Origin of the sequence: Bacillus sp. PK3_68, from assembly GCF_003600835.1 — a bacterium.
Taxonomy (GTDB): Bacteria; Bacillota; Bacilli; order Bacillales; family Domibacillaceae; genus Pseudobacillus.
This window is the reverse complement of sequence record NZ_NQYC01000001.1, coordinates 4,353,918-4,379,980: the sequence shown is the minus strand read 5'-3', so window position 1 is coordinate 4,379,980 and position 26,063 is coordinate 4,353,918. Positions and strand designations below refer to the sequence as shown.

The window sequence follows — 26,063 nt, the reverse complement described above, 5'->3', positions numbered from 1 at the left end:
ACTTATTAAATTAATCCCTCTCCAAAATTTCCTCTTGTTCTTTTTGAAAGTCCCAATAGATAGACAGTTAATGTGCTAAACAATAAATAAGTACCTAAAATAACGGAGATGATTATAGTAAGTGGTGTTACCATGAGACCGATTTTTCTCCAAACTTCTGATTCTATTATGTTTTGAAGAGCGAGCCAGTAACCAATCCCAATAAAAATAATGGATAATACAGCAATAGACAAAGATGCTCTTGGCTCTTTTTCTCTCTCTTTGTCCGCTTGAAATAACTCAATCAACTTAAATCGATAAATTAATCTATAACCGTAAAATGAGGTAACAGCAGTAATGAGAGTAAACACGATAATAGTGTTTATAATCGCAGCAGGCGAAACAGCAAAATTTACGATCACATCATAGCCCATCACCTTCATTAAAATTAGAACAAAAAACTTGGATAAAATGGAACCGAGCAAAATCCCAATAAAAAGCGCTATAATTCCCATTAAAAAGTTTTCATAAAATAGCATTCGACCTATTTGTTTCTTGCGTACGCCTAACAATGAATACAGTCCGATCTCTTTTTTTCGTTTCCTTGTAAAGAAAGAGTTCGAATACCAGATAAAAATTGCAACAAAGATGATCAATACAACCGATGCAGCATTAAAAACGGAGCTAATTTTAGTTGAAGATTCCGACGTGGCAGCGATTGTTTTATCATATTTCAATGAAACAAATGTAAAGTAAATCACAATACTAAAAGTTATCGAAGCAAAATATAAAAAGTAATTTTTAAAATTTTTTCTTATATTTTTCCCTGCAATGCTAAATAGCGACATTTAACGGCCACCCCAAGTGAAGCGAGAACATCTAATATTTTTTGAAAGAATTCTTCACGGGATTGCCGCACTTTATGAATCTCAACATCGATCTTGCCATCTTTAATAAACAAAATTCGCTTGCAGAAGCTGGCGGCAAAAGCATCATGCGTAACCATCATAATCGTCGAGTTATTCTGTTCGTTTAACATAGACAAACTTTCTAGCAAGCTGGTTGCTGATTTTGAGTCCAATGCACCTGTTGGTTCGTCCGCCAATATTAGGCTTGGGCTAGTAATAATGGCCCTTGATGCCGCTGTTCGCTGTTTTTGGCCGCCTGATATGTGATAGGGGTATTTATCGAGTATGTCACGTATTCCAAACGTCTCTGCAATTTGTTCAACACGTTTTTCAATTTCACTAGTTGAAACTTTTGATAATGCAAGTGGAAGTAGAATATTTTCCTTAACCGTTAACGTATCCAGAAGGTTATAATCTTGAAAAATGAAGCCAAGCTGATTTCGGCGGAACTCCGCTAATTGTTTTTCTTTCATGCCCACAATATGTTGATCATTGATGATAATATCCCCTGATGTTGGTGTATCTATAGTGGACAAAACATTTAATAATGTCGATTTCCCAGCACCAGAAGATCCCATAATGCCGATAAATTCTCCCTCTTTAATTTTCAAATCAATATCTTCTAATGCTTTATAAACATTTCCTTTTGTATCAAATATTTTTTGAACGTTTTTTGCTTGTAAAATGGTTTTCATTGATATGCCCTCCTTGTAACTAATGATGATTATAATTCCTAGACCTTACACCACCTTAATCCAAACCTTAAATAAACCTTAAAAATAAAAGCAAATCCTCATCTGGATTTGCTTTTATGGTTTCTATTAATTTTTCATCGGCATTTAATCTGCTATATAGTCAAATTAGAAGGTCCGTTTCCCTCTTTTATTATAAGGATGATCGTAACAAGGATAAATTATATAGGCCACATCCATTCCTTCACGCTGCTGCCTTCGAATCCGCTCCCGCTCTTCTTGTATGATCCATGCTAGCAAAAATGTTCGAAAATAATTTTTAGACTTAGACAAAGTGAAAAACAGCCTTTTTTGGATAAAAAAATAACCGTTCGTAAAAGTTTGACTTTTACAAACGGCATTTAAAGCGAAAGAGTAACATCAATAAATATGATTCCAGTTAAAATTCTAACTAAGTAAGCTATCGAAAGGACGCAGTCAAATGTTCCAAACTTCAATGAATTCGAGAGCAATCACCGATATATTAAATATTTACCGCTTTAAACAAACGGAATAGGCTCCCCATTTGTTTAAAGTGGTGAAATTCAGACTTGCTTTTTTTTCGGGTATCCGATGAGGATAGCGATGATTCCGCAGATTCCTATAAGGATTGGATAGAAAGAGTATTGTACGATGCTCACTGGTGATATTCCGGCTACGCTTGCGGCTGCCAGGAATTGGGCTCCATACGGCAAAAGACCTTGAACCACACAGGAGAAGATATCTAATATGCTTGCAGACTTTCGCGGCTCAATTTCATACTGATCAGCCATATTTTTTGCAAGCGGACCAGCAATTAAAATAGCAATCGTATTATTAGCCGTCGATAAATTCGTTAGGCCGACAAGACCGGCAATCCCAAATTCAGCACCCTTTTTCGATTTAATTCTTCTTGTTGCCAGGTGAAGCAGAAAGTCAATCCCGCCGTTAAACTTAATAACCTCCACCATTCCAGCTATTAATATCGCAAGAAAGGCCATTTCATACATGCTAGCCATTCCTTCGCCCATCTTTTGCAAAAGGCTCATTAAATGATAGCTGCCATCCACTAAGCCAACAGCTCCAGCGAGAACAATTCCAAGTGCTAGCACAAGAAAAACATTCATTCCAGTTAACGCTAGAATAATGACTAAAACATAGGGAACAATTTTTACCCAATTATAGCTTAAATGTTCCACTTGCGCCGTTTCCCCCATTGTGATAGCCCCTAAAATAATGCCCGTTACAATAGCTGCCGGCAGCACAATCCAAAAATTCACCTTAAATTTGTCCTTCATTTGTGCGCCCTGTGAACGAACGGCAGTAATGGTTGTGTCGGAAATAAAGGATAAATTATCGCCAAACATTGAACCGCCAATAATCGCCGCCATGACTAAAGCCATGGGAAGGTCAATATGCTCGCTTATCCCCACTCCAATTGGCGCCAATGCAACAATCGTTCCCATTGATGTACCCATGGATAGGGAGATAAAGCAGGCAATGACGAACAAGCCTACGACAAGCAAGTTTTGCGGAACAACCGCTAAAGCAAAGTTAACAGTAGAGTCCACTGCCCCCATGCCTTTTGCTACTTCTGAAAAGGCTCCCGCCAATAGAAAAATAACAACCATCAGCATCACATTTACGTTTCCTGCGCCCTTGCAAAAAATATCCACCTTTCGCCCAAAGGGTTCTTTTCGATTCATCGCCAAAGCCACAGCGCCCGAAATAGCAATGGCTACAATGACAGGGAAGGCGTAAAAATCACCTGTAATAACCCCTGAACCAATAAATAAAATTAAAAAAACAACAAATGGGATCAACGCCCATGGATTCCCTCTCTTCATTGTTCCACCTCCAAAAAATAAAATGGGACACGTCTTTTGCCCATTCTTTGCCTCGAAAAAAGGCCTCATCTTGAACGACAAGAAGAGGCCTTATATCTATAAAACACTCCTCTTATCTATCAAGCCTTTGCTTGCTGGATTTGGCACAGCAACTTAATCACTAAGTTCCGTTGCCGAGATCTCATCGGGCCAGTCCCTCCATCTCTCTTGATAAGAAGAAAAAATCTTATTTTTTTGTCACAGCAACTAAAAGACTACATGATTTTTATTCCTTTATCAACAAAAAAATTATGGATATTTTTAAATGACGGATAGAAGATTATATGAGGACTTAAAAAGTATAGCTAATACTAGAAAATACAGGCCAGTGACAGTTATATCATCATTTCCGCATAATTTTTTACAAAGGGTGCCGTCAAAGGAACACGGCTTTACAACGATAAATAAATCCTCCTGCTAAAAAGTTTAACATCTCCGTTTAATGATGTAGCCACCATAATGACTCCGGCTATTTCTTCCTCTGTGGCTTCTGCTCTTTTTGCTCCTTGGGAAGGCTATATTTGGAATGTTAATCTGATTTTGCATTAGAAAAAACCCACGCATTAAAAAAGAGGATTCAACATGCGCGGGTTTGCCTTAGAATAGACCTGCCTTTTATAGAAAAGAGGGATTAAAATATCATTGTTTACACTCAAAGATTTTATTCATACACGTAAAACGTTTTAAAGCTACTGTATTTGAAGCCTACGATTTAACATGATAGCTGCCTTTTGGCACAACTAACGGGGAGCTAAAATAAATAATATTGTATCTCGAATTTTTTTTGCCAATTTCAGCTGCCTCTACTCGGGTTGTCTCGTTTAGCCTACTGGTACGCAGCCCATTTCAATCTTCTTCATATTCCTACTGGCGCACTCAGCTGGTCAACAGCTAGAATGCCATTTGCCACATCTTCAGCAGTAATGTCAGAGGATAAGTTCTTCATTGTTTCTCCTTCTTGAGTGGCGGCTTGGCCGACCTTCAGCAGATCTTCATAGGATACGTCCTCTAAGTGTAATTCTTTCAGTGTAGTAGGCAATCCCAGCTTGCGATAAAATGTGATATACCTGTGCAATTCCTCTTCCGGGTGAAACTCTAGCATTAATTGCACAAGCGTGCCATAAGCGACTTTTTCACCATGTGTTAAATGGTGAATGTCGCCGTCTAGCTCTGTGAATCCGTTATGAATGGCATGAGCGGCTGCGAGCCCCCCGCTTTCAAAACCTAATCCAGACAGTAACGTATTCGCTTCTACAACGGCTTCTACATGCTTTGTGACAACACCTTTTTGAACCGCCTTGTATGCTGGTATCGCATGATTGAACAGCGTATTTTCACACATTTCGGCAATCGCTCTCGCTGCAATGCTTGTCCTCCCGCCAGCCATAGCAGTGCCATTACTGTTCAATGTCGCTCTGGCTTCTACCCATGTAGCCATTGCATCAGCAATTCCTGAAGCGAATAATCTTGCAGGTGCTTTAGCAATAATGGCCGTGTCCACAAGAACGAGGTCAGGGTTTTTACTATAAAATTTGTAAGCTTCAAAGACACCTTGATCCGTGTAAATGACGGACAATGCGCTTGTCGGGGCATCTGTCGAGGCAATGCTAGGCACGATAACTACCTTTGCCTTCAGCTCGTCAGCTACCGCTTTTGCCGTATCGAGCGCCTTTCCTCCACCTACTCCGATGACCATATCGACTGAGTGTGCCTCTCCTTCTTTCTTGATCCGGTTCACTTCATTAATAGACGATTCACCCCTAAATTGAAGAGAGTGAAAATCCATGCCTTCTGCCTGCAAGCTGCTTTTAATCCCTTCACCTGTCACTTCCCACGCCGTCTTTCCAGCTAAAATCAACGGCTTTTGGCCAAGCTGTTTTACATATTTTCCAATACTGTTTAAAACTCCTTTGCCCTGTACATATTTACCCGGCGATACAAAGATAATATTGGTCATAGGAACCTCCCATTGAATAATTATTTTTACGGCGAGATTGCTGCTTTTCAGCTACTACATGGCATGTTATTTCACAATGAACTTTTCACATCACAAAATGTGAACGGGTCAGCCTGTGTATGCCCACTTTAACAGGTAGACGAGATCCATCTCTTTCACCTGCTTCGGGTTTCCAGCTGTACAAACATCCTGGAGTGCTTTCTTGGCGATGAGCGGAATGCTCTTCTCAAAAGTATTTTTTTCAATCAAGCTATCCTGAAAAGTTAACGGAATATTAAATTTTTTATTTAGGAGTTTAACCGCTGTGGACAGGCTTCTTATCCCCTCTTCTACCGTTGAACAGGGAAGTCCCAGCATGTTTGCGATATTCATGTATTTTTTTGCTGCTTCCGAGGAATGGAGAGTGCCGTCACATAGCCCTCCATTGTACTCTATGATGTAAGGAAGTAGCATCGCATTAATTCGGCCATGAGATAGCGGAAACTCCGCTTCCATGGCGTGAGCTATACTATGATTCACCCCTAAAGAAGAATTGACGAAAGCAAATCCTGCCATACAAGAAGCAAGCTGCAAACTCTCCCTCGCTGTCAAATCTTCTCCAAACCGATAAGCTCTGAGCAGGTGTGTAAACACTAGTTTTATCGCTTTCTCAGAAAAAAGAGTGGTGAATTCTGTCGCTTCTAATGAAACATATGACTCTATCGCATGAGTAAGCAAGTCCATCCCCGTATCAGCTGTCACAGAAGGAGAAGTGACCACGGTTAGTTGTGCATTCAAAATCACGGCATCGGGCAGCATTCTTTCATCATGTAAAGGCATTCGCTCGTTATCTTCTCCCCCCGTTATGACAGAATAAGGAGTGACCTCTGATCCTGTGCCGCTCGTTGTCGGTATAACGACAAACGGCAGTTTTTTTCTGCTGCCATGAACGGCTGGTTGGTGACAGAAAAAACGGATAGCTTTAGCCGCATCAATGGCTGCTGTGCCCCCAAGCGCAACCATTAAGTCCAGATCTTCTTGTAAAAAGCAGGCCAGCCCCTTCTTTACAACCGCTAATGAGGAAGCATCCTCGATCTCAGAAAATACTTTAATTGATGCTGATTTTAAACGGTTGATCACTTCTTCTTCCGCATTTAAATGAATGGTATATTTATCTGTTATAAGGAGCACTTTTTTTGCGTCTAATTCATTTAAATAGTCTAACGAATTGCTTCCATAATAAACTTTTGGCTGTATCCAAAACGTTTTCATTGGCTGCTTTCCTCCGAGGAATTTTGCTCCACCCCTCCGCTCGTTTTTAACATAGAAACTTTAAGCGACGACCTTTCTATTTTTATCTTATAAACAGACTATCTACGAGAACACATCTTCTTTTTCTCGCAAAATCTTTCGCCGAAGTCAGTCCTTCTCCAGTAGGTCCTGCAATGGTGAAGCTTGTATAGCCTTCACCGCCCACACCCAGCCCTGCGTAAGATGGACCATTCTTAACAAAAATCGTTGTTTGAATAGCTGCAGCAAATTTCGTTAAGTTATCTATATTTTTAGAATGCATAATAGATGTATGGCGAAATCCGTGTTCTGCTTTTACTGCCAATTCAATCGCTTGATCTACATTTTCTACACGAACAATTGGGAGGATAGGCATCATTAACTCTGCTGAAACTAACGGATGACTTGCCTCTACATGCACAATGGCAATACGTGTTCCTTGAGGAACCTGAATGCCTATTTGCTGTAAGATATAACTAATATCTTTCCCGACAAATTTTTTATTTGCATGTCCTTTATCTACTACTAACTCTGTAAGCTTTTCAATTTGCTCTTTTTTATGAAGATGAAAGGCGCCATTCTTTTTCAGATGAAAAACCAAATAATCAGCGACAGCTTCAACAACAAATGCCTCTTTCTCTGCCACGCACGGTAAATTATTATCAAAACTGCAGCCGTCAACGATATCTTTCGCAGCTTTTTCAAGATCAGCTGTTTCGTCTACAACAACTGGTGGATTTCCCGCTCCTGCACCAATTGCTTTTTTCCCTGAGTTTAATACTGCCTTCACCACTCCAGGGCCGCCAGTGGCGACAAGCATCTTAATCTTTTTATGATTTATCATGATATTTGCTTGGTCAATGGAAGGCTCTGTAATAGAGGCGATTAAATTGTTCGGTCCTCCTGCTTCTACAATGGCTTGGTTAATCACCTCTATCGCTTTTAGCGAAGTATTTTTGGCACCCGGATGAGGGCTGAATACGACTGCATTGCCAGCTGCAATCATTCCGATCGAATTGCAAATAATTGTTTCCGTCGGATTTGTTGTAGGCGTAATGGAACCAATGATGCCATATGGAGAGAGTTCCACGACAGTCAGTCCATTGTCACCGGAAATTGCCTCTGTCTTTAAGTCTTCAATACCGGGCGTTTTTTCAATGGCGAGTAAATTTTTGCGGACTTTATCTTCGTAATTCCCCATGCCTGTTTCTTCTACTGCCAGGCGGGCGAAAGTCTCTGTATGTTTCTTAGCTGTTTCCCGAATCGCCCTAATAATGGCCGCTCGTTTTTCAAGAGATAGCTCTATGAGCTCTTTTTGAGCCTTACCTGCCGCTTCAATGGCATCGTTCATGTCCTCAAATAGCCCTTGCCGTGCTTCTGGCACGGCCTCTTTCCTGCTCAGTTCCTCCAACACCTTCTTTACGATGCTTTCTAATTCTTTTTCTTGAACGGCCACTGTGTTCACTCTCCTTGGTTAAATACCTTTAAAGCTTCAACGGCTATCGTCATGTCTTCTTCTACACTGCCGCCACTCACACCGATGCCGCCAACAACTTGTTGACCTATTTTAAGCGGATATCCCCCGCCAAAAGTGACAATTTTATTTTGATTCGAGAGCTGCACACCATATAGTTCTCCTCCAGGCTGTATAAGAGGAACGAGTTCATGCGTGGCCATCTTTAACGCAACAGCCGTATAAGCTTTATTTGGTGATATATCCAAGCTCGCTAGTAAAGCCTCTTCCATTCTGTGGATTAATATCGTATTCCCTCCCGAATCAGCAACCGAAAACACAATAGGTATCCCGATAGCAGCCGCCTTTTCCTCCGCGGCTTTTGCCATTTGACAAGCCAGTTCAAGTGTTAAAACGGCAGGAGTGCTTTTCGTTTCTTTTATCTTTTCTGCCACTTTGCTTTTTACCTCCTCTAAAAGATGGAAATAAACTTCTGCTCTAGCCAGCATAAATAAAACGTCTGATAATCGGTTGACATATTGAATCAACTCACTTCGTACGCTCGAATGCCCATTCAATTTAACAATTAACCGCTCTGCCCGCCGGATCATCGACCGGGACAAATGAAGACATGCGGAAGCAGTCGTTTCGCCAGGAATGATGAATTCATGAATAGGACCGAGCTTTTGCTCGTATTGATCAATAATTTGCTCGAACCAAGCTACATTTTCTTTATTCACTTTCTCTTCCAGCAGGTTTTTTCCTTGATCATCACTAGCCAGCTCTGCTCCTACAATAAATAGCTGCTGCTGAATGGTCCTGATGATATGCTTTAATTCCTCACTTTTCACTAATGAATAGGCAATACCTAAAGAAGCATTTGCTTCATCAAGCGTCCCGTAACAGTTAACTTTTAAACTATTCTTGGCAATGCGGCTGCCTCCAAAAAGGCCTGTCTCTCCTTTGTCACCCTTCTTTGTATAAATTGCCATAAAGCTTCACTTCCCTATTCGTATACTTCTATTGAATCGACAATAGCTATGATGGCCGCATCAATAACAGAGGTGGAAGCACCAAATACATTTCTCGCCGCTTCTCCCTTCGTCACAAGAACGTATTCACCTGTTCCTGCTCCAACAGCATCCACGGCTATTTCTATGCTATTCTTCATACTTGTTCTCTCGGGGATGGCTACTTTTTGTACGATCAAGAGCTTTTTGCCTATAAGATCCTCTTCCTTTGCAGTAGCAACAATACTACCAGAGACCACTCCTACATACATATCTATCACCTTCACTTATTCATTTCGAATCACTTTTATCCCCAGCTCCTGGGCTGTCTCAAGAGCAAGCGGGCTTATGATCGTTGCAGAAGAAACATTGAGAATAAGAGACTTCTGTTTTGCTTCAATAATATCTGATCTTGTGAGAACCTTTTTCTTAAAATCTCTGGCTTCCTTGAATCTGTCCGTCACTTTTTCTTTTCGAAAAATGGTTAGAGTATGGTCTCGAACCGCCTGAGACAAATTCTTTGCTTCTATAAGCTTAAAACCATAATCTTCAAGCGCATGAAGATGACCTTCTATCTGGTCTACGTAAGCTGGCGGAGCTTTGTGCAACCCTAATTCTTCTCTTATTGGGTTTCTCAAGTCGCAGCCATCTCTTGCTGCAATGATTGGCAGCCCTTTCATAATGGCATGAGAGGCTAAATTGGTTGCCAGGTTATCCGCTACACCCAATGATATCTTCACGGCTGTATTCAAAGTTAAGGTAGGAAAAATCAACGTGCTAACTCCCTCATAATAGGGCTTTAAACTTTTGACCTCATGCTCCACATGCACATTTGAAAGACCTAACTCTTCCTTGATCAATCGAGGAGTTAGTACGTACTCAGCACTATTGGAGAGCAGAATGTTTAACTCCCATTCTTCTTTTAAGAGATTCTTCATTTGCTCTATAGCTTCTTGAAAACCGTAAGCACCTCCAGTAAAGAAGGCCGTTGCCTTTTTCACCCTCTTCTGCAATCTTCTCCATACTTCTGCTACAATCGCCTGTATCACTTCTTCAGAATCCATTCTCAGTCCCTCATTTCATACCATTTAACGCAATGCCTAATGGAGTGATGAAAAGAGGATGAGCTGGCTTAATGCTTCTCATGCCAATCTCCTCATGGAACACTTCCTCAAACTCATCAAAACAGCTAGCTCCACCCACTATATAAATATCAGTTGATTCCATACCACTGATATGCCTTTTTACGATGGACGCCATTTTTTCGATCACAGGCCGAACAATTGGGAAAATCTCTCTTTGTCTGGCAGGATCTTTTTTTAGCTCGTCAGCTTCTTTGAAAGAAATATGATAGTTTCCAGCAATAACAAGGCTCATATGGGTTCCACCGGTTGGTTCATCTGCTGTATAGGTGACTGTTCCATTTTTAAGAATGCTAATCCCTGTCGTGCCGCCGCCGACATCAACAACGATTCCGTCAGAAAGACCTAATACCGTTGCCGCAGCAGTAGGTTCATCGACAATATTACTGACATCCATGCCGGCTGATTCGACAACATTTGAAAAAGCTTTCCTGTTGCCATCAATGGTACCGGGCGGCACAGCTGTCGCTGCATAGGTTAATGTTGTTCCAAGCAATCCCTCAACCTGTTCCTTGAGCGTCTTGACAATTGCCACAGCCCCCACATAATCGACGATCAGTCCGTCCCTTACGACAGAAGACGGTTGAAGAGCACCGGCAACCGCTTGACCACTCTCATCCACAACAGCCAGTACAATATTAGCTGTTCCAAGATCGACACCCACTTTTAGTTTCCCTTTATACGTATTGACTCTCTGTTCATCTATTAACCTAACAAAAGTATCTATATAGTCATTAACCTTTATCAAATCTATAGACATCAGTCTTCTTGGCCTTTCCGGATTTTCCCGAGATCCCCTGTTTTGACTCCAGCGGCATTCGCTTCATCTGTATCTACATGCATTTCTAGTTCATACTGGGCTGACACACGAATAAGAACATTGCTATAGACCGTCTTTCGTTCCCTTCCAACCTCTACTTCCACTCTATCTTGATCGTTTAATTTAAACTTTTCTGCAAACCCTGGAGGTACGTGGATATGCCGGTGGGCTACGATAACGCCCTCTTTTAATTCAACCGTGCCTCTTGGCCCTTTTAAAATAATTCCCGGCGTACCTGTTACTTTTCCGGATTCTCTTACAGGTGCTACTGTTCCTAGCTTAAAACAATCGGTCCTGGAGATTTCCACCTGAGTGTGATCCCTAAGCGGTCCCAAGATTCTTACACCCGTAATTTCTCCTTTAGTTCCAATAAGAGTCAGCGTTTCATTTGCAGCAAATTGTCCAGGCTGCCTTAGATCTTTCATTGGGGTGAGCTGAAAACCTTCTCCAAACAAGAGGGTTAAATCTTTTTGGCATAAATGGATATGTCGGTTAGAAACCCCGATAGGTACATAAGGTTCCTCCTCTAACGTTTGCAATCTCTTAACTACTTCCTTGATAATCCTTTCCTGCGTTACTTGATCGAATTCCATGTAAGCCCCTCCCTGCCGCTTGGTTAGACATTAACAGGGTTACGAGGCAGCATGACTTCTACATCCATATGCGGCCTTGGGATTACATGAACGGAAACAACCTCCCCAACCTTTTCACTTGCTGCGGCCCCAGCGTCTACTGCAGCCTTCACTGCACCAACGTCCCCTCGCACCATAACAGTAATCAAGCCTGAGCCAATCTTTTCATAGCCGATTAGTGTAACATTTGCTGCCTTTGTCATAGCATCCGCTGCCTCAATTGCCCCAACCAAGCCTTTTGTTTCAATCATTCCTAATGCATTGCTCATTAAATATTTCCTCCCTATGCTCTTATAGTAAATACAGGTTATTTCTGTTCCAGTCCATCCGTTACAGATACGGCAGATTTCTTGTTCTGCTGGCCTTCCTTGTCCATTTTCTTCTTTTTCCGTCCTTGACTACGCTGTTTTTCTTGCCCCGATTCCCCGTCGTCTGAATTCTTCTCTCCTACAGCTGACTCCATTTGATTGTTCTCATTTTCCTCTGGTTCACTGCCTGTCCCCCCACCCTCTTCCGAATTAACTGAAGGAAGAGATTCGTTCGGTGTATTTTGAGGAAAGAGGAGTTTTTCCAGCTCCTTGTACGGTCTTGGAATCAAGTGCCTGCTCACAACCGTTCCTATTCGATCCGCTTCTATGGAGGCTGCTTCAAGTGCTGCTTTGGCTGCGCCGACATCTCCCTCAAACTTAATTGTTACCATTCCTCGACCTTTTGCTAGCTCATATCCCAGCAAAGTCACGTTGGCCGATTTAACGGCTGCATCTGCAGCTGCCACGGCTGTCGTCATACCGATGACTTCAATCAATCCTAAAGCATTCATCCAATCCCCTCCTTCCCAACTCTTTCTTTTAGTTTCTTGATTACAATCTCCACAATAGCAGCTATGTCCTCTTTTGATGGCAATTCCTCAGAAGCGGTGGTATGCTCCGCCTCTTCAGCAAATATTTTGAATGGAATCCCCTTTACTAACCTTGCCGCGTTAGCCCCGAGTATCCGCTGTTTATGTGTCTCTTTTTGATGAATTTGGAATAGAGGGCGATCTTTGAGTAGCTTTGAATAATGAAGAATAATGCAATCATCTGCACCGATACCGATACCGATACCGACACCTAAGCTGGAATCCAAAGCTGCCCGGTAGCCTAATTCCAAAGCCGAGCTTTCACGGCTCTCTTTCAAAAAGATGGGCACTCCCTCCTCTTCTATTCCATGGAGCAATGAATGAAAAAGCCAACTGCCGTTCTGCAATGGACGGTAATATACATGGATGGCCGGCACCTCCTCACCCTTGTTCACATTTGCGCCCACTGAACAATTCTCCCTTCACCGAGAGCTAATACTAATCCCGTAGCTACAGCGTTTCGCGGCCCCTCTGTCCCTCTTATATTTCCTCTTCCTGCCACTACTCCATATTGTGATAAAGCATCGGTAACTAATTGAGGGACTTCAAAATCCAATGCAGATCCACCAACTAATACAACAAACTCCATGTCTCGGATACTTCCAGTGGGGGAGATCATGCTCAACGCTCTAAGAGCATTTGTAACAAACACTTTCTCTTTTGCCCCTCGTCGAACCGTTCTAATTTCTTCAATAGAATGCTGGCCTGGAAGAGGAACCATGTAGCCATCTTTTAAGATGACCACCCTGGCAAATACGTGCGGCTCTAATGGCTCTTCGAAAAACTGTACAGTTCCATCTTCATGACGTATATGGAATAGGCTCTCGACTTTCGCTAAAGGACATTTTTTGATGTCCTCTGCTAAATCCATGTCATCGAGCCCTAGCTCAGAATTAATCAGCATTGTAACCATATCACCTGCTCCGGCTAGATGGATGGATGTAACATGTCCTGTGCTCGTCATCATAGAGGCATCTGTTGAACCAGCTCCCATATCGACAATGGCCACAGGAATATTTGTACCTGGGGTGGAAAGAGCCCCGCGGATGGCCATATCTGCTTCGACACCACCAACTTCTACTTCAATATCAACCTTTGAGCGAAGTTCTTCAGCGATCATTTGCATTTGTAATTTATCGGCTTTTACCATTGCCGCTATTCCAACAGCATTCTCCATTGAAAACTCCTCCGCCAGCCCTCCCTTCACCTTTTGCGGGTTAAAAGTATTTACTGCTAACAAATCTTGAATTTTAATAGAATGAGGAGGCTGTGCCGTTAACTCTGACATGACTTGCCTTACACGCTCCAGCATTCCACCCGCATTCGTGCCCGGCTCGCCTTTAATATTTTCGATCGGTGCAGATGCCGTTAATACGGACATCATTCGTTCAGCTCCTTCATCTACATCGACTGTTGCATTCCTTTTCCCTAAAATATGAAGTTTTCCAGCGGGAATGCTTCTTGCTTGTACATCTCCTTTTGGCGTTTTTATGACTACCGCAGAGCGGTTGCCGATCAGCGCCCGGGCAATTGGCACAATCAGCTTTGTTTCTTCCCCGGTTAATTCAAATACTGTGGCTATGCCATATGGATTAGATAACATTTCAACGACACCCCCAGGCGGAGCTACTTCAATAGCCGCTTTCATGCCGAGCGGTATTTTTTCTATCAGCGTCACTTCGTCAATAATGGGAATTTTCTTTTTGATTCTGTTACTAATGAGTACACCATCATCTTTTTGCGCAATGGCTCCTGTAATACGAATTCTTTTTGCTACCGCTTCATTGATTTTGGTAGCCGCTGCTTCGAAATCGACTTCCCTTCCGATTAAAACGATCCAGTCTTCTTCTGTACTTGCATACTCTAATCGATTAATATTAATCGTTTTTCCGATACCTGTTCCTATCCCTCCAGGTGTAGAAGGATTATGGCCGATCATCGTTGACTCAGTGATGATCGTTTCCGTAATGGTTTCCATCGCCACGTCCCCGATAACAGGAGCTGCTTCATTGATACGAATAAGATTTAAATCAGCTATTGTTCGATCAATCTCAGAAAGAGTGTTTCTCATTGTATCAAGAACACCATGAATGTTCTGGCGTGTTCCCTTGATCCCAGTTGTTTTTACAAATCCGCTTGTTAGAACCGTTACTTGATGATCATCCGTTACAGCCGCAATCGCTACCTCTGTAGTGGCATTTCCAATATCCACGCCTGCAACCAGTTTCATTCCTTTACCTCCCAACACGACGAAAGAGTTAATTCTTTTTCAATCTGTCTCGCAATTCATATACTTTTGCAGACTCCCGAACTAAATGTGCATTTATTTTTGCGCTATACTGATGTTCCAGTTCATCTGCGATAGCTAAGAGCTCCTCCTTCGTTGAACGATATGGCCGTAAAGCATTATAAATCTCTAGGATTCTATCATCTGGAACAGTGATTAGCTCAGCTGCCCTGCGAAGGTTCCGCGCAAACGGCTCTCTCCCTACAGACTCTGCCACCTGGGCTTGCAATTCTAATGTTTCAGGGGAAATCCGTACATCTTCTGGTTTTACAGCTCCACCAAGAACCTCTTGCAGCGTAATATTATCTAATGTTTTTCCTGTTGGCGTTTTAATCAGCTCCGGCCGTTTCTTTGCTAATGGATAATCTTCTTTCGATACGGACTCCAAAGCTGGTTTTGGTTCAGCGACAGCTACCGCTGTTTCTTCACCCATTTCTTTTGCTTCGCTTATAGACAACATCACTTCTTTGACAATCTGCTCAATGAGTTGTTGGTTCATCCTATTTACCTCCACTTAATGAAAAGTAACTTGTAATTCCATTGGTTTTTTGTTTGGATCAACATATTGGGTTTCTTTAATATGAAGCAATGCTGCAATAGCCTGATATTTCGGCCGTGCCATTTGGTCATTTCTTGTGGGTACTGGATTTGGCGATTCTCCTTTCGCATATTTGGCAGCGTTCTTTCCGATCAAACGAAATGTCTCTAAATCCAGTAAAGGTGCCTGGGGGAACAGTTCTAAATTATTTAATGGCTGAAGATCTTTTTGATGAATGACTGTTGTTCCTTTTGATTGAATGCCGATGCCTATCCCAGATCCGCTTAGCTTAGCTCCCTCATGTGCCACAAACCCGACATCGGATGTACGATGGACTCGAACGATTCGAGCTGTTAGCCCCTCTTCTTCTATGCCGGCAATCACTTCTCTTAACAATTCATTATGTGGAATGCCTACGATGCTTTTTGTTTGATGGATGCCGAAAGCTGCCGTAAGAGCAATGACTACTTCATCTTTTCTTAGTCCTGGTACAGCTACATCTTTTTCGATCAGCTCTAATTCCTTCAAATGGGCCGCTTGGAAGTCTGACTGTTCAACAGGAAGCTCTTGCTCGCCTTCTATCTTTTGCTTTTGTTTCTCTTCCTTATTGAAGCTCTGTAATACTTCTTCAATTACTTCACGGATGATCTGTTCATTAATAGCCATCTCTCTCCACCTCTCTTCATTCTTAATTCACATCTTCCGGGCTGATGGCTCGAGGAATGTTTTTGATTTCCTCCCATCTTTCGTCACTTATTCGGTATCCTGTTCCCGGTCCCGTATAATCGTTGACGTCATTCACCGCGCTGATAACGTTAAAGTCTTCATCAATAATAGCTGATGTATGCAAATAATCTCCGGATACACGTTGCTTTAACATATTTAAAAGATTTTGAGCCACATCTTCGAAACCGTGTTTGCTTAACGCCCTTACGACATCAAGTCCATTAACGGCTTGTTTCATCATATTTTCAGCAGCTCGTAAATCTTCGATCACATTGCGCTCCGGCATGTCTTTACTTCCATGTGCATAAGTGGCTGCTTCTACTTCTTCATCAGTAATAGCAGGGAGGCCCAACTCTTCAAACACTGCCTGCAAAGCTTTCGCCGCTTTATTGCGAATAGCAACGACTTCCTCTTCGGTAACTGGGCGCAATCCGCCGTCTACTTTTAAATCGCGTTGCAATACGTTGTAATCATCAAAGTCTTCCGCATCAAAATTGGAACCCGCAAACATATTGTCGTAGTTCGGAACGGAGCTATAGCCAGAAAAAATAAAGTCCGTGCCAGGAAGCATTTGCATCAGCGTGCGAGCCGTTCTTCTAATGTCAGAGTGGGAGAATGTCTGGTCGTTTCCTGAAGCGACTTCCATATCGAGCATGGTCGTAAACAAATTTTCAGCTAATACTGCCCGTATACCTGATGGCACGCCTCCCGGAACACCAATACAGCTGATTGAACCATTTTGCAAACCTTGAGCTCCTGCTCCTTTCGTTATGAAAACACAGCGGGCTTCTAAATAAAGCATCGACTTTCCTTCCGCATATCCCATCTGTACTTCCGAGCCTGTGCCTGAAGTGAAACGCATTTTTAACCCGCGGGAAGCATAAGCAGAGGTAAGGAATGCTTTAGAAAATGGGGTATCATCTCCGTCTATGAATACTTGCTCGGTTCCATATACAGATACAGTCTCTGCATAACTAGTTAATCCTCTCATTCCGAGCTGAAGCTCTGTCGCTTCTTCTACCGAACACTGAGTTAAAATTCCGCCACGCCCCGTTTGGGAACCAACCAATAGGCTTAATGCATTAAATGGGTAGTAACGAAGGATACCAACAGTCGTCTCCATTTCATCAAATCCTCTAACTGCGGCCTCTGCCGCATCTGCCGCAATCTGGACAGGATTGTCTTTTACACTTGTCACATGGCACTGGTTTGAAGGTGTTTTTCTTGCCCTCATTTTTTGAAGAGCCATCATCATTTCAACGACATTCATTCTTCCAACGACTTCACAGATTTTTGCCGGCGTGATGGCTGTAGTCAAAGGAATGATAGCTTCTCTTGGTACATGAATGTCTACGAGCATTCTTGAAATCTCTAGAGAGTCAATCGCCATAGCTTCTTCCGCTTTTTCGATATTAATGCTGTGATTAGCGATGAAATGATCAATGAAGTCAAATTCCTCACGCTTTTTTCCGTCTAGTTCTATCACTTGGCCATTTTCAATTTTGATGCTAGGTTTGGGATCATTTGGTCCATCCATAGCGATCAATCCTACTTCCGGCCATTCGGCCACGAAGCCGTCTTGATTCACTGGTCGCGCTGCTAATACTTCAAAACGTTTTGATTTCATATTTTCCTCTCCTTTCAAAGACGGATCTTCTTTCAAATATAGGGAACTGTCGTAGAAACAGCTGTATCTCCAAGTGTTCCTAACAACTCAACCCCTGCTTCTCTTGCGGTAATTAATGCCTGACGAACGGCTCCTGAATCACCGCTAAATGTTAAAATCACTTCATTGGTAAAGCTCGTCCCTTTAGCAGGAGAGCTGTAGCTAATAACATCCACATTCGCCGCTTTCACCACTGTATCTGCCAGTACAATCCCAATAGCAGCCGGCGCACCAACAACCAATCCAAAGGACTTGCCAACTGGCGCATTAAATGCTGTTTCACACGCATAGCTTGCACGTGCCGTATATTGAAGTTCAATGTGGCCTGCTTCATTGGCATACACATCACCAAACGTCCGGTCCAGCTCTTTAAGGGCCACTTCTACCGCTCGACGTGCATCCGCTACATCCTCCGCTCCAAAAATAATCAAGCTGCCATGACCTGCCCCGCCCTTCGTATCACGTGCCAGTTCTACCGCTAAAATTTCTGTATTTGTTGCTTTCACCGCTTCATCCGCTGCCATAATTTGCGGACCTGCTCCCGTACGAGCACCTAAAATACCAATCGAACGGTATTTCTTATCAAGATTCATCGCTTCATGAATGCTGTTGTCTACATTCGCAATCACCAAACCAATAGAGTCACCGATGCCTGTACCAACGAATTCAGTTAAGCTGCTATACTTCTTTTCTTCTTTTTTTCGCGCTTCATCTGCCTTTGGCGTATCGACCTTTTTTATTACCTCTTCCATAATTTTTTCAATTAATTGCTCTCTCATCACTTAACCTTCCCCTCCACTCTTTCTTGTTCATCCTTAGGTAAAATGCCTTCTATTTCTGTATGCGGTCTTGGTATGACGTGTACAGATATGACTTCACCTACTTTTTCTGCAGCAGCAGCCCCTGCATCCGTTGCTGCCTTTATCGCTCCGACATCGCCCCTAACCATCACAGTAATAAGACCTGATCCAATTTTTTGATAGCCCATCAGCGTAACGTTTGCTGATTTAACCATTGCATCTGCCGCTTCAATTGCGCTAATCAAACCTCTTGTTTCCACCATTCCTAATGCTTCCTTAAGCATATCGAACCCTCCTTAGCCCCATTTTTTCATGCAACTATCAAGAGGTTTTATTTCTTAACTCCCTCGCCGATAACGCTTACAATTACTATATCTAAAATACTGTCCGCACTTGCTGTAGGTTCTTGCTCTCTAAGTGAAAATAGTTGCAATATTCAGATATATTTTTGCTTTTGATTTTTGAGGAACTGAACAAGTAAATATAAAAGAAATTTTTTTGCTGTAATCATGTAATTTATTGTTATATTTAATTATTTTCGTGATTCCCCAAGACAAAAAGCAATCCCTTCGTCCAATACATGCAGGCTGAAGGGATTTGCTTTTTATATATACCATTTTCCATTTTGAATATGGTGGTGCTTTCTTAATGCGTCATTTCCTCTTTTTTCCTTTGTCTTCCTAAAATCTGATGGGGTCATACCTGTTACTTTTTTAAATACCTTGCTAAAATAATTAGGCTCTTGATAGTTTAGTTCTAATGCAATATTTAAAACCGGCATATCCGTCGATTGGAGAAGTTCTTTCGCCCTCTCCATTTTCCTCTCCGTTACGTAACTCACAAAGTTCACATTTAGTTCCTTCTTAAAAAGCTTGCTGAGATAGAATGGACTTAAGTGAACATGAGAAGCCACCTCTTCTAGTGTCACTCCCTTATGAAAGTTATTTTCAATATAATGGAGGGCTGATTGAATCTCTTTCTTCTTGCGGGTAGGCTTATATTCGATCATTTCGGCAAATAGCTCTTCCAGAAGATCGAACATTGTACTTTCTAATGTATATTTATCTACGCATCTCGTTTTTTCTTTCCATTTTATTTCTTTGCCAGTGAATAACCCTTCTTTATAAGAAAGAATTTCTAATTTCTCGACTATTGTTTCTACAATCGAACCCATACTATTTACATCGTGGCTGCATGATGAAATAAGCAGTTGTTCCAGATTTTTCCACTCATTCTTTATACTTCTAACATCGTTTTGAAAAACCGCTGATACGAATTCATCGATCATCTCTTCTAAACTCTTTCTGCCGCTGCTATGTACAGGTACATGTTGACCAATACTTTTGATGATATGTTGTTTGCTGATAGGCTTTCTTATGAAGCCATCCGCTTTTATTTTTACCCGCTTATTCCGGTTACTGAAAGAATCAATACCCATTAGTAGAACTACACGATGTTTACGCGAGTCACTTTTCAAATAATTACATAAATTCTGAATATTTATTTTGGGATTATCTATACTAAGGAAAATAATATCAGGGTCCCCAACATTAATCCATGTGAGAGCTTCGTCGGTTGAAGCCGCCTCACCAATGACGGTTATCTCTTCTAACTCATCCAAAATACATCTTAAGGTTTCTCTCATCAAGTCTTCGTTATCTAAGAGAAGTACTTTATACACGATACGAACCCTCCACCCCATCATTTGGAATTCTTACCTTAACCGTTGTCCCTCCCTCCGGATTTGGATGAGCCGTCAATATATAGTTTCTTCCATAATGTGAAACGTCGTAAAGATCAGCTAATTGCTCTTTTGAGAAGCTCATCCCATGATCGGAAACTTCTATAATGAAATCATCGCCATATACATATCCCTTAATCACAATCTTTCCATGTCCCATTTTAGATTCTATTTTATGTTGAATGGCCTGATTGATAATAGAGTAGAGAATAAAGGAGGGGATAAAAATAGATTGATGCTCTTCAGGAATATCCATAAGAACATACAGCTCAGCTTTAAATCTTACATTTTGCAGCTTTACATATTGCTCAATATAATCCATTTCCTCCCCCAATGGGACAAAACGACTCTCATTTGTTGTTAGCATATAGTTCATCATAGCAGTGAGGGTTAAAATCGTATCCTGTGTTTGTGGTGCCTTTTCTATAATGGCTAAACACGACAGTGTATTCATAGCAGTAAATAAAAAGTGAGGGTCTATAAACGAATGGGACGGTTGATTGTGTTTTTCTGTTAATTCTTGTTCCAAATTTGCTTGTACTTTCAACTGATCAATCATTTGATGTTTTTTCTCATTCCATTCTTCCTTCACATAATGCCTCATATCTTTTTCGAACATGTTGTTGATAACATAAAACATCATCTCAGCTGCCGCATAGATTTTCTCATAGGATTTGGACGGAATATTTGCATACTCCCTTGCAATCTCCTCATTCTCCTCCCAGGAAGAACGATCATTCGTGATAGAAGAAAGCTTTCCATTATCAAGTTCATGCAGTGTTACCTGACCCGCAAGCATAGAACCTACCAGCTTCCCCTTTACAATAATAGGAACAGCAAAATCAACCAATCCGGCATGACAATGATATACATGAGGCTTCTCTCTTCTTGCCGCTTCTAATCCGCCATAAGCATCACATTTCAGACATGAATCCACAAACCGCGGGTCTTGACGGACAAGACTGCAAAAAGGAGAAAAATTACTATATTTTGTTATAGGATTTCCACGAAAATCGACCGTTACAGCAGCGAACCCAGTTGCTTTTGCAAATGTATCCTGCACCTTCTGCAAAAAATCAATATCAATCATTTCTTGCACATTCATCATGGAATCAGCTCACTTATAATATAGGTAATTTAATCTTTACTTCCATTATAATTTATGCTCTCCTTCTCAACAATCAATTTGAAAACATTTCTCATTAGAACTCTAAATCCTTATTAAAATTATTATTCTATTCTCGTCTGCAGGTGCACAATCCTCTCCGGGTGTATCTTTTCAAAATTGCTAACTATATTCGTAAGTTTAGCCCTCGGTCTGGATAAACCACTTATTAAGCTGGCTCTGTTATACTTGAGTGTTGATTTTCACTGCAGGCGGGAGATTTCCGTTACAATCAACGATTAAAAAACAACATTTAGCTTTAACAGAGCCATTAAGTTAAACTGCGTAGCTATACCATCGAACAATAGTTAGCTTTAAATGGCCGCCTCTACAGAAAGAGTGTACCCCGAAGCTATGCTTCGGGGTACACTCTTTCTTCCTATATTTTAATTTCTTCCTGAATGCCAATTTGTAACGATGTCATAAATCCCTCATAGGTAGCTTCTTCTAACGTTCTTGGAGCTAAGCAATCCCCTATTTGATAAACTTCCAAATTCAAATTTTTAATGCTGTTATATAGCTCTACATTCGGGACACGGCCAAGCGACAGAATAATAGAGTCCCAATTCTCCATTGTTTCTTTCTCGTATGAGAATAAGTTCCGGATGATGGCTTGATTGTTCCTTATCTCCCCCAGATCATGGTGCGTGATCATGTTAATCTTTAGTTGATACAGTTTTTTCAAGTATTCATTCCGCAAATATTGATGAACCTCTTCCCCAATGTAAAGCTTCGATGAAATCAATGTCACTTGATGACCTTTTTCTGCCAGATAAATGGCTGCTTCCATTCCAGGCCAATCTCCTCCGAAGTCAAAGACTAATACATTCTCCCCGATTTCTTTATGTTGATTATTAAAAAGCTCATCGACTGTCTTTACTCTCGGATCATGGATTCCAGGAATTTTAGGGATGAATGGCCTTGAACCACTGGCACATAAAATAGCGTCCGGTGCCGTATTTAGAACCTCTTCTGGTCCTACGTCCCATCCAAGCTTCAGCTGCACGCTGCTGTTTAGCAGCTTTCTTCTATAATTATCAAGCATCGTTTCAGCTAATTCTTTTCTCATCGGTGCACGTTTTAATGCATGCAATAGCCCACCGGCCTCCTCACACTTATCAGCCAATATGACTTCATGCCCCAGCTCGTCTAGCGTTAACGCTGCTTTCAAACCAGCCGGACCGGCCCCTATGACCATTACTTTCTTTTTCTCTCGAAGACTTTCTTCCAGGGCTTGAACCTCTGCTTCTTTTCCGGTTGACGGGTTTTGCACACAGCCGATAGGCAGTCCTTTATGATAATGTCCTATGCAAGCTTGAAGGCAACCAAGGCAGGCATCTATTAAATGGTGATTTCCTGACTTGGCTTTATTCGGCATTTCCGGGTCAACGATTAATGCTCTCGTCATTCCTACGACATCCGCTTTCCCTTTCGCCACAATTTGCTCAGCTTCAACAGGGTCAACTATACGGGATCCGACGAATACGGGAACAGCACCAGCCATCCGTATGTTGAACGCTTGCGGAGAAACGTATGCATGTTTCATAGGCGACGGAGGCACAATGTGCGTTGAGCCGGCATATGTGCTGGAATCCCCTGCCGTCACGTTCACAAAGTCTACCCTTACTTGATCGACCAGATATCCTACGATTTTCACAGCATCTTTAACGTCTGTACCATCCATCGTCATTTCATCTGCGCTCATCCGTATGCCGACAGTGAAATCATTGCCTACTTCCTCCCACACACGCTGCATTACTTCAACAATGAACCGCATCCTATTTTCAAAAGAACCTCCGTATTCATCCGTTCGATGATTTGCATGTTCTGACCAGAACTGTGCAGGAAGGTATCCATGTGAACAGCAAACTTCTACTCCATCCATTCCTCCCTCTTTTGCTAACCTCGCTGAAATAGCAAAGCCTTCAATCACTTCTTGAATCTCTTCCACGCTCATTGGTCTTGGCATTGTACCAAATCGCAAACTCGGAACAGCAGACGGTGCCCAAGCCGGGCTTCGATAATCGCTGGAGACCACCTCTCTTCCTCCATGGAACAGCTGCTGGACCACCTTCGTTCCGTATTTGTGAACTTCTTTTGTCAGTGCTAAATAAGCAGGGACCACCTTGTTGTCATATCCGGCAATGGTATGAGTGGTCAGCATTCCTGATGAGTGAACAGCGGCAGCCTCCAGAATCAGCAGTCCTGCTCCCCCTCTTGCTCTTGCCACATGATAGGCTGTCATATCAGAGGTGGGGATACCATTGACCACATGATTCGTCTGATGAGCTGTGCTTAATATTCTGTTTGGCAATTCCATACAGCCAATGGTTACTGGGCTGAATAGGTGCTTAAATTGTGTCATATTCCTCACTCCTAAACTAGGCTTTTGTCTTTTAATAAGCAAAAATCATACCAACTGTTTTTCATTGAGAGAGGGTCAAAATTCGCTTCGAGACCGACTATTGCAGACGAAATATTCTTACTATTAAACACCTTATCCCTTATAATGAAGATTATACTGAACCTTTTCTGCACCATTGTTGCAAAAAAGGTTCATATCACTTAATGCCTTGATATATATTCAGCAGAAACTTCCCTCTCGTAAAAAAACAGCAAATTCTGATGCAAAAAAGGTTCAATTTTAAGCAAAGGAGTGGCAATAGGATGGATATAAAAAATAAACAAGCAGTTTCTGTCTTCTCTCATATTCGCATAAAGGAATTGGAAAATTGGCTGCCGTTTCAGCAGGGGCCTATTCTAGTCGTGGATAAACTAAATTATTTGGTGGGTGTGCTGGATGATAACTGTGTTTGGAAAAAGAGAGCAGAAGGAAAAAATGAGCTAGTTGAGAATTGTATTAGCCTCCGTTTTTTAAGGATCTCTTCATTAACTGAGATAAGCGAAAATGATCCGTATCACTACGATTTCTTCATTATGGAGGGTGAAGGCCAATACATATGCTATACAGCCTCTGAAGTAAGAGAATGGAAATACCAACAAAAAATCAATGGCTTGCTGGGGATCAACCAATCACTTCATGAACAGCTGGAAATCGCTTTAAGAAAGAACAAGGAATTTACTCAAATATTAAATTCCACTTACGATGAAATTTTTGTAACAGATGAGAAAGGCAATGTATTATTTGTAAGCGAATCATGCAAGCATTTTACGGGCCTTCCTCCGGAAGCATTTATCAACAGAAATATTCATGAGTTGGTGGACAAAGGCATCATCACCAATTCAGTTACCTTGAAAACCATGGCTACACATACCATTCATTCTGTAGAACAAGAATATCCGAGTGGAAAAACCGTTCTTGCCACGGCGACGCCCGTTTTCGACGAGGAAGGAAAATTATACAGAATTGTGTGCAATTCACGGGATATCTCAGAGCTTGTAGAAATGAAGAGGCAGTTAATGGAAAAGCAGTCTGCCCAACAGGATCAGAGCGCGCCGATCACACAAAGAACGATTGGTTCCCAAAAATTTATCACACAATCTCAAAACATGATTTCTACCCTTCAACTAGCTGAAAGAGTTGCGCCAACAGATTCCTCTATTTTCATTCATGGTGAATCGGGTGTAGGCAAGGGCGTCCTGGCTAAAATCATTCATGAGCACAGCCCCAGAAAAGACAAACCATTTGTCCAAGTCAACTGCGGCGCCATCCCTGAAACCTTACTGGAATCGGAGTTATTCGGTTATGAAGCAGGGGCCTTTACAGGAGCAAACAAGCGTGGCAAAGCGGGTCTTGTGGAAATGGCAAACGAAGGCACTTTATTTCTAGATGAAATTGGCGAGATGCCGTTAGGACTGCAAGTGAAAATATTACAATTGGTCCAGGATAAGACGTTTAAAAAAGTAGGCGGCACGACTGAAAAGCAAGTGAACATCCGTATTATCTCTGCTACAAATAAAGATTTATTGCAAATGATTGAAGAAAAAACATTCCGCCAGGACTTGTATTATCGCTTACACGTTGTACCGCTGCGCCTTCCTCCTCTAAGAGAACGAAAGCAGGATATCGCATTATTAGCTGACTATTTTCTCGAAAAATTCAGCAACATCTATTCCCGGCCGATCGAACTCACTGAAGATGCAAAATTGCTTATTCAACTGCAAGAATGGAAAGGAAATGTCAGGGAGTTAGAGAACTTTATTGAACAAATAGTCGTAACTGCGCAGAAGCCGCTCATCCATCTTGAAGACCTCCCTTTAGCCATGAAACATATGATCCATAATGAACACCATTTGCCCTTCAATCATCTCACCTTGAAAAAAGCCGTCGAGGAAACGGAAAAACAACTTCTTTCTCACGCATTGAAACAGCATAAGACGACAAGAAAAATGGCTAAAGCTCTTGGAGTGAACCAGACTACAATCATGAGAAAGCTCCAAAAGTATGAGTTACGCAATTTACAATAGCCTGAATTAAAATTACTGAATTTTTAGAATTTGGCATGTGAATTGCAT

Annotated in this window: 24 protein-coding genes and 1 riboswitch; of the genes, 1 reads left to right on the top strand and 23 read right to left on the bottom strand. The window is 41.8% G+C overall.

Annotation, left to right across the window (positions count from 1 at the left end; genetic code table 11):
- Positions 1-5: 5 nt before the first annotated feature.
- The 23 genes from CJ483_RS25550 to CJ483_RS21750 all read right to left on the bottom strand — a co-directional run bounded on the left by CJ483_RS25550 (position 6) and on the right by CJ483_RS21750 (position 23,952).
- On the bottom strand, positions 6-827 hold the full coding sequence (locus CJ483_RS25550; RefSeq protein ID WP_342754487.1) for an FtsX-like permease family protein: 822 nt from the start codon (positions 825-827) through the stop codon (positions 6-8).
- Positions 794-1,582: an ABC transporter ATP-binding protein gene (locus CJ483_RS21855; protein WP_120037580.1), complete on the bottom strand. Its 789-nt coding sequence runs from the start codon at positions 1,580-1,582 to the stop codon at positions 794-796. Before CJ483_RS21855 ends, CJ483_RS25550 begins: the two co-directional genes overlap by 34 nt.
- 581 nt (positions 1,583-2,163) lie before the next feature.
- Positions 2,164-3,444: a Na+/H+ antiporter NhaC family protein gene (locus CJ483_RS21850; RefSeq protein WP_120037578.1), complete on the bottom strand. Its 1,281-nt coding sequence runs from the start codon at positions 3,442-3,444 to the stop codon at positions 2,164-2,166.
- 109 nt (positions 3,445-3,553) lie between these two features.
- A riboswitch (SAM riboswitch) is annotated at positions 3,554-3,661 on the bottom strand.
- Positions 3,662-4,339: 678 nt separating this feature from the next.
- A complete protein-coding gene (locus tag CJ483_RS21845; protein WP_120037576.1) occupies positions 4,340-5,440 on the bottom strand; it encodes a glycerol dehydrogenase in 1,101 nt (366 codons plus the stop codon).
- Between the two features lie 108 nt (positions 5,441-5,548).
- Positions 5,549-6,691, bottom strand: coding sequence for a 1-propanol dehydrogenase PduQ (locus CJ483_RS21840; RefSeq protein WP_120037574.1), 1,143 nt, complete (start codon positions 6,689-6,691; stop codon positions 5,549-5,551).
- Between the two features lie 82 nt (positions 6,692-6,773).
- On the bottom strand, positions 6,774-8,165 hold the full coding sequence (locus CJ483_RS21835) for an aldehyde dehydrogenase family protein (protein ID WP_120037572.1): 1,392 nt from the start codon (positions 8,163-8,165) through the stop codon (positions 6,774-6,776).
- A gap of 5 nt (positions 8,166-8,170) precedes the next feature.
- On the bottom strand, positions 8,171-9,154 hold the full coding sequence (locus CJ483_RS21830) for a cob(I)yrinic acid a,c-diamide adenosyltransferase (RefSeq protein ID WP_120037570.1): 984 nt from the start codon (positions 9,152-9,154) through the stop codon (positions 8,171-8,173).
- A 14-nt stretch (positions 9,155-9,168) separates the two neighbouring features.
- A complete protein-coding gene (locus tag CJ483_RS21825; RefSeq protein WP_120038226.1) occupies positions 9,169-9,444 on the bottom strand; it encodes a EutN/CcmL family microcompartment protein in 276 nt (91 codons plus the stop codon).
- Between the two features lie 15 nt (positions 9,445-9,459).
- Positions 9,460-10,236, bottom strand: coding sequence for a flavoprotein (locus tag CJ483_RS21820; protein WP_120037568.1), 777 nt, complete (start codon positions 10,234-10,236; stop codon positions 9,460-9,462).
- A 10-nt stretch (positions 10,237-10,246) separates the two neighbouring features.
- Positions 10,247-11,074 (bottom strand): ethanolamine utilization protein EutJ, encoded by an 828-nt coding sequence (eutJ, locus tag CJ483_RS21815; RefSeq protein WP_120037566.1) that lies wholly within the window; start codon positions 11,072-11,074, stop codon positions 10,247-10,249.
- Positions 11,074-11,727, bottom strand: coding sequence for a phosphate propanoyltransferase (gene pduL, locus CJ483_RS21810; RefSeq protein WP_120037564.1), 654 nt, complete (start codon positions 11,725-11,727; stop codon positions 11,074-11,076). Before pduL ends, eutJ begins: the two co-directional genes overlap by 1 nt.
- A gap of 23 nt (positions 11,728-11,750) precedes the next feature.
- Positions 11,751-12,035, bottom strand: coding sequence for a BMC domain-containing protein (locus CJ483_RS21805; protein WP_120037562.1), 285 nt, complete (start codon positions 12,033-12,035; stop codon positions 11,751-11,753).
- Positions 12,036-12,073: 38 nt separating this feature from the next.
- The gene (locus CJ483_RS25875; protein ID WP_120037560.1) at positions 12,074-12,586 is read right to left on the bottom strand and encodes a BMC domain-containing protein; all 513 of its coding nucleotides are present in this window, start codon (positions 12,584-12,586) and stop codon (positions 12,074-12,076) included.
- Positions 12,583-13,071 carry a glycerol dehydratase reactivase beta/small subunit family protein gene (locus CJ483_RS21795; RefSeq protein WP_259455747.1) on the bottom strand — a complete coding sequence of 163 codons (489 nt, stop codon included), beginning with the start codon at positions 13,069-13,071 and terminating at the stop codon, positions 12,583-12,585. Before CJ483_RS21795 ends, CJ483_RS25875 begins: the two co-directional genes overlap by 4 nt.
- On the bottom strand, positions 13,056-14,894 hold the full coding sequence (locus CJ483_RS21790) for a diol dehydratase reactivase subunit alpha (RefSeq protein WP_120037558.1): 1,839 nt from the start codon (positions 14,892-14,894) through the stop codon (positions 13,056-13,058). Before CJ483_RS21790 ends, CJ483_RS21795 begins: the two co-directional genes overlap by 16 nt.
- A 28-nt stretch (positions 14,895-14,922) precedes the next feature.
- Positions 14,923-15,450 carry a diol dehydratase small subunit gene (locus CJ483_RS21785; protein WP_120037557.1) on the bottom strand — a complete coding sequence of 176 codons (528 nt, stop codon included), beginning with the start codon at positions 15,448-15,450 and terminating at the stop codon, positions 14,923-14,925.
- A gap of 15 nt (positions 15,451-15,465) precedes the next feature.
- Positions 15,466-16,155, bottom strand: a complete 690-nt coding sequence (locus CJ483_RS21780) for a propanediol/glycerol family dehydratase medium subunit (RefSeq protein ID WP_120037555.1) — start codon at positions 16,153-16,155, stop codon at positions 15,466-15,468.
- Between the two features lie 22 nt (positions 16,156-16,177).
- On the bottom strand, positions 16,178-17,842 hold the full coding sequence (locus CJ483_RS21775) for a propanediol/glycerol family dehydratase large subunit (protein ID WP_120038222.1): 1,665 nt from the start codon (positions 17,840-17,842) through the stop codon (positions 16,178-16,180).
- Between the two features lie 32 nt (positions 17,843-17,874).
- The gene (gene pduB / locus CJ483_RS21770; protein WP_120037553.1) at positions 17,875-18,660 is read right to left on the bottom strand and encodes a propanediol utilization microcompartment protein PduB; all 786 of its coding nucleotides are present in this window, start codon (positions 18,658-18,660) and stop codon (positions 17,875-17,877) included.
- Entirely contained in the window at positions 18,660-18,965 is a 306-nt protein-coding gene (gene pduA, locus CJ483_RS21765; protein ID WP_120037551.1) for a propanediol utilization microcompartment protein PduA, read from the bottom strand. Before pduA ends, pduB begins: the two co-directional genes overlap by 1 nt.
- A gap of 320 nt (positions 18,966-19,285) precedes the next feature.
- Positions 19,286-20,362: a helix-turn-helix domain-containing protein gene (locus CJ483_RS21760; RefSeq protein WP_182917131.1), complete on the bottom strand. Its 1,077-nt coding sequence runs from the start codon at positions 20,360-20,362 to the stop codon at positions 19,286-19,288.
- Positions 20,355-21,530 (bottom strand): PocR ligand-binding domain-containing protein, encoded by a 1,176-nt coding sequence (locus CJ483_RS21755; protein WP_259455746.1) that lies wholly within the window; start codon positions 21,528-21,530, stop codon positions 20,355-20,357. The genes CJ483_RS21760 and CJ483_RS21755 overlap by 8 nt, the downstream gene beginning before the upstream one ends.
- A 436-nt stretch (positions 21,531-21,966) precedes the next feature.
- Positions 21,967-23,952: an oxidoreductase gene (locus CJ483_RS21750; RefSeq protein ID WP_120037547.1), complete on the bottom strand. Its 1,986-nt coding sequence runs from the start codon at positions 23,950-23,952 to the stop codon at positions 21,967-21,969.
- A gap of 302 nt (positions 23,953-24,254) precedes the next feature.
- On the opposite strand from CJ483_RS21750, the gene CJ483_RS21745 reads away from it, so the two are divergent.
- Entirely contained in the window at positions 24,255-26,015 is a 1,761-nt protein-coding gene (locus CJ483_RS21745) for a sigma-54 interaction domain-containing protein (protein WP_182917130.1), read from the top strand.
- The last annotated feature ends 48 nt before the right edge of the window (positions 26,016-26,063 follow it).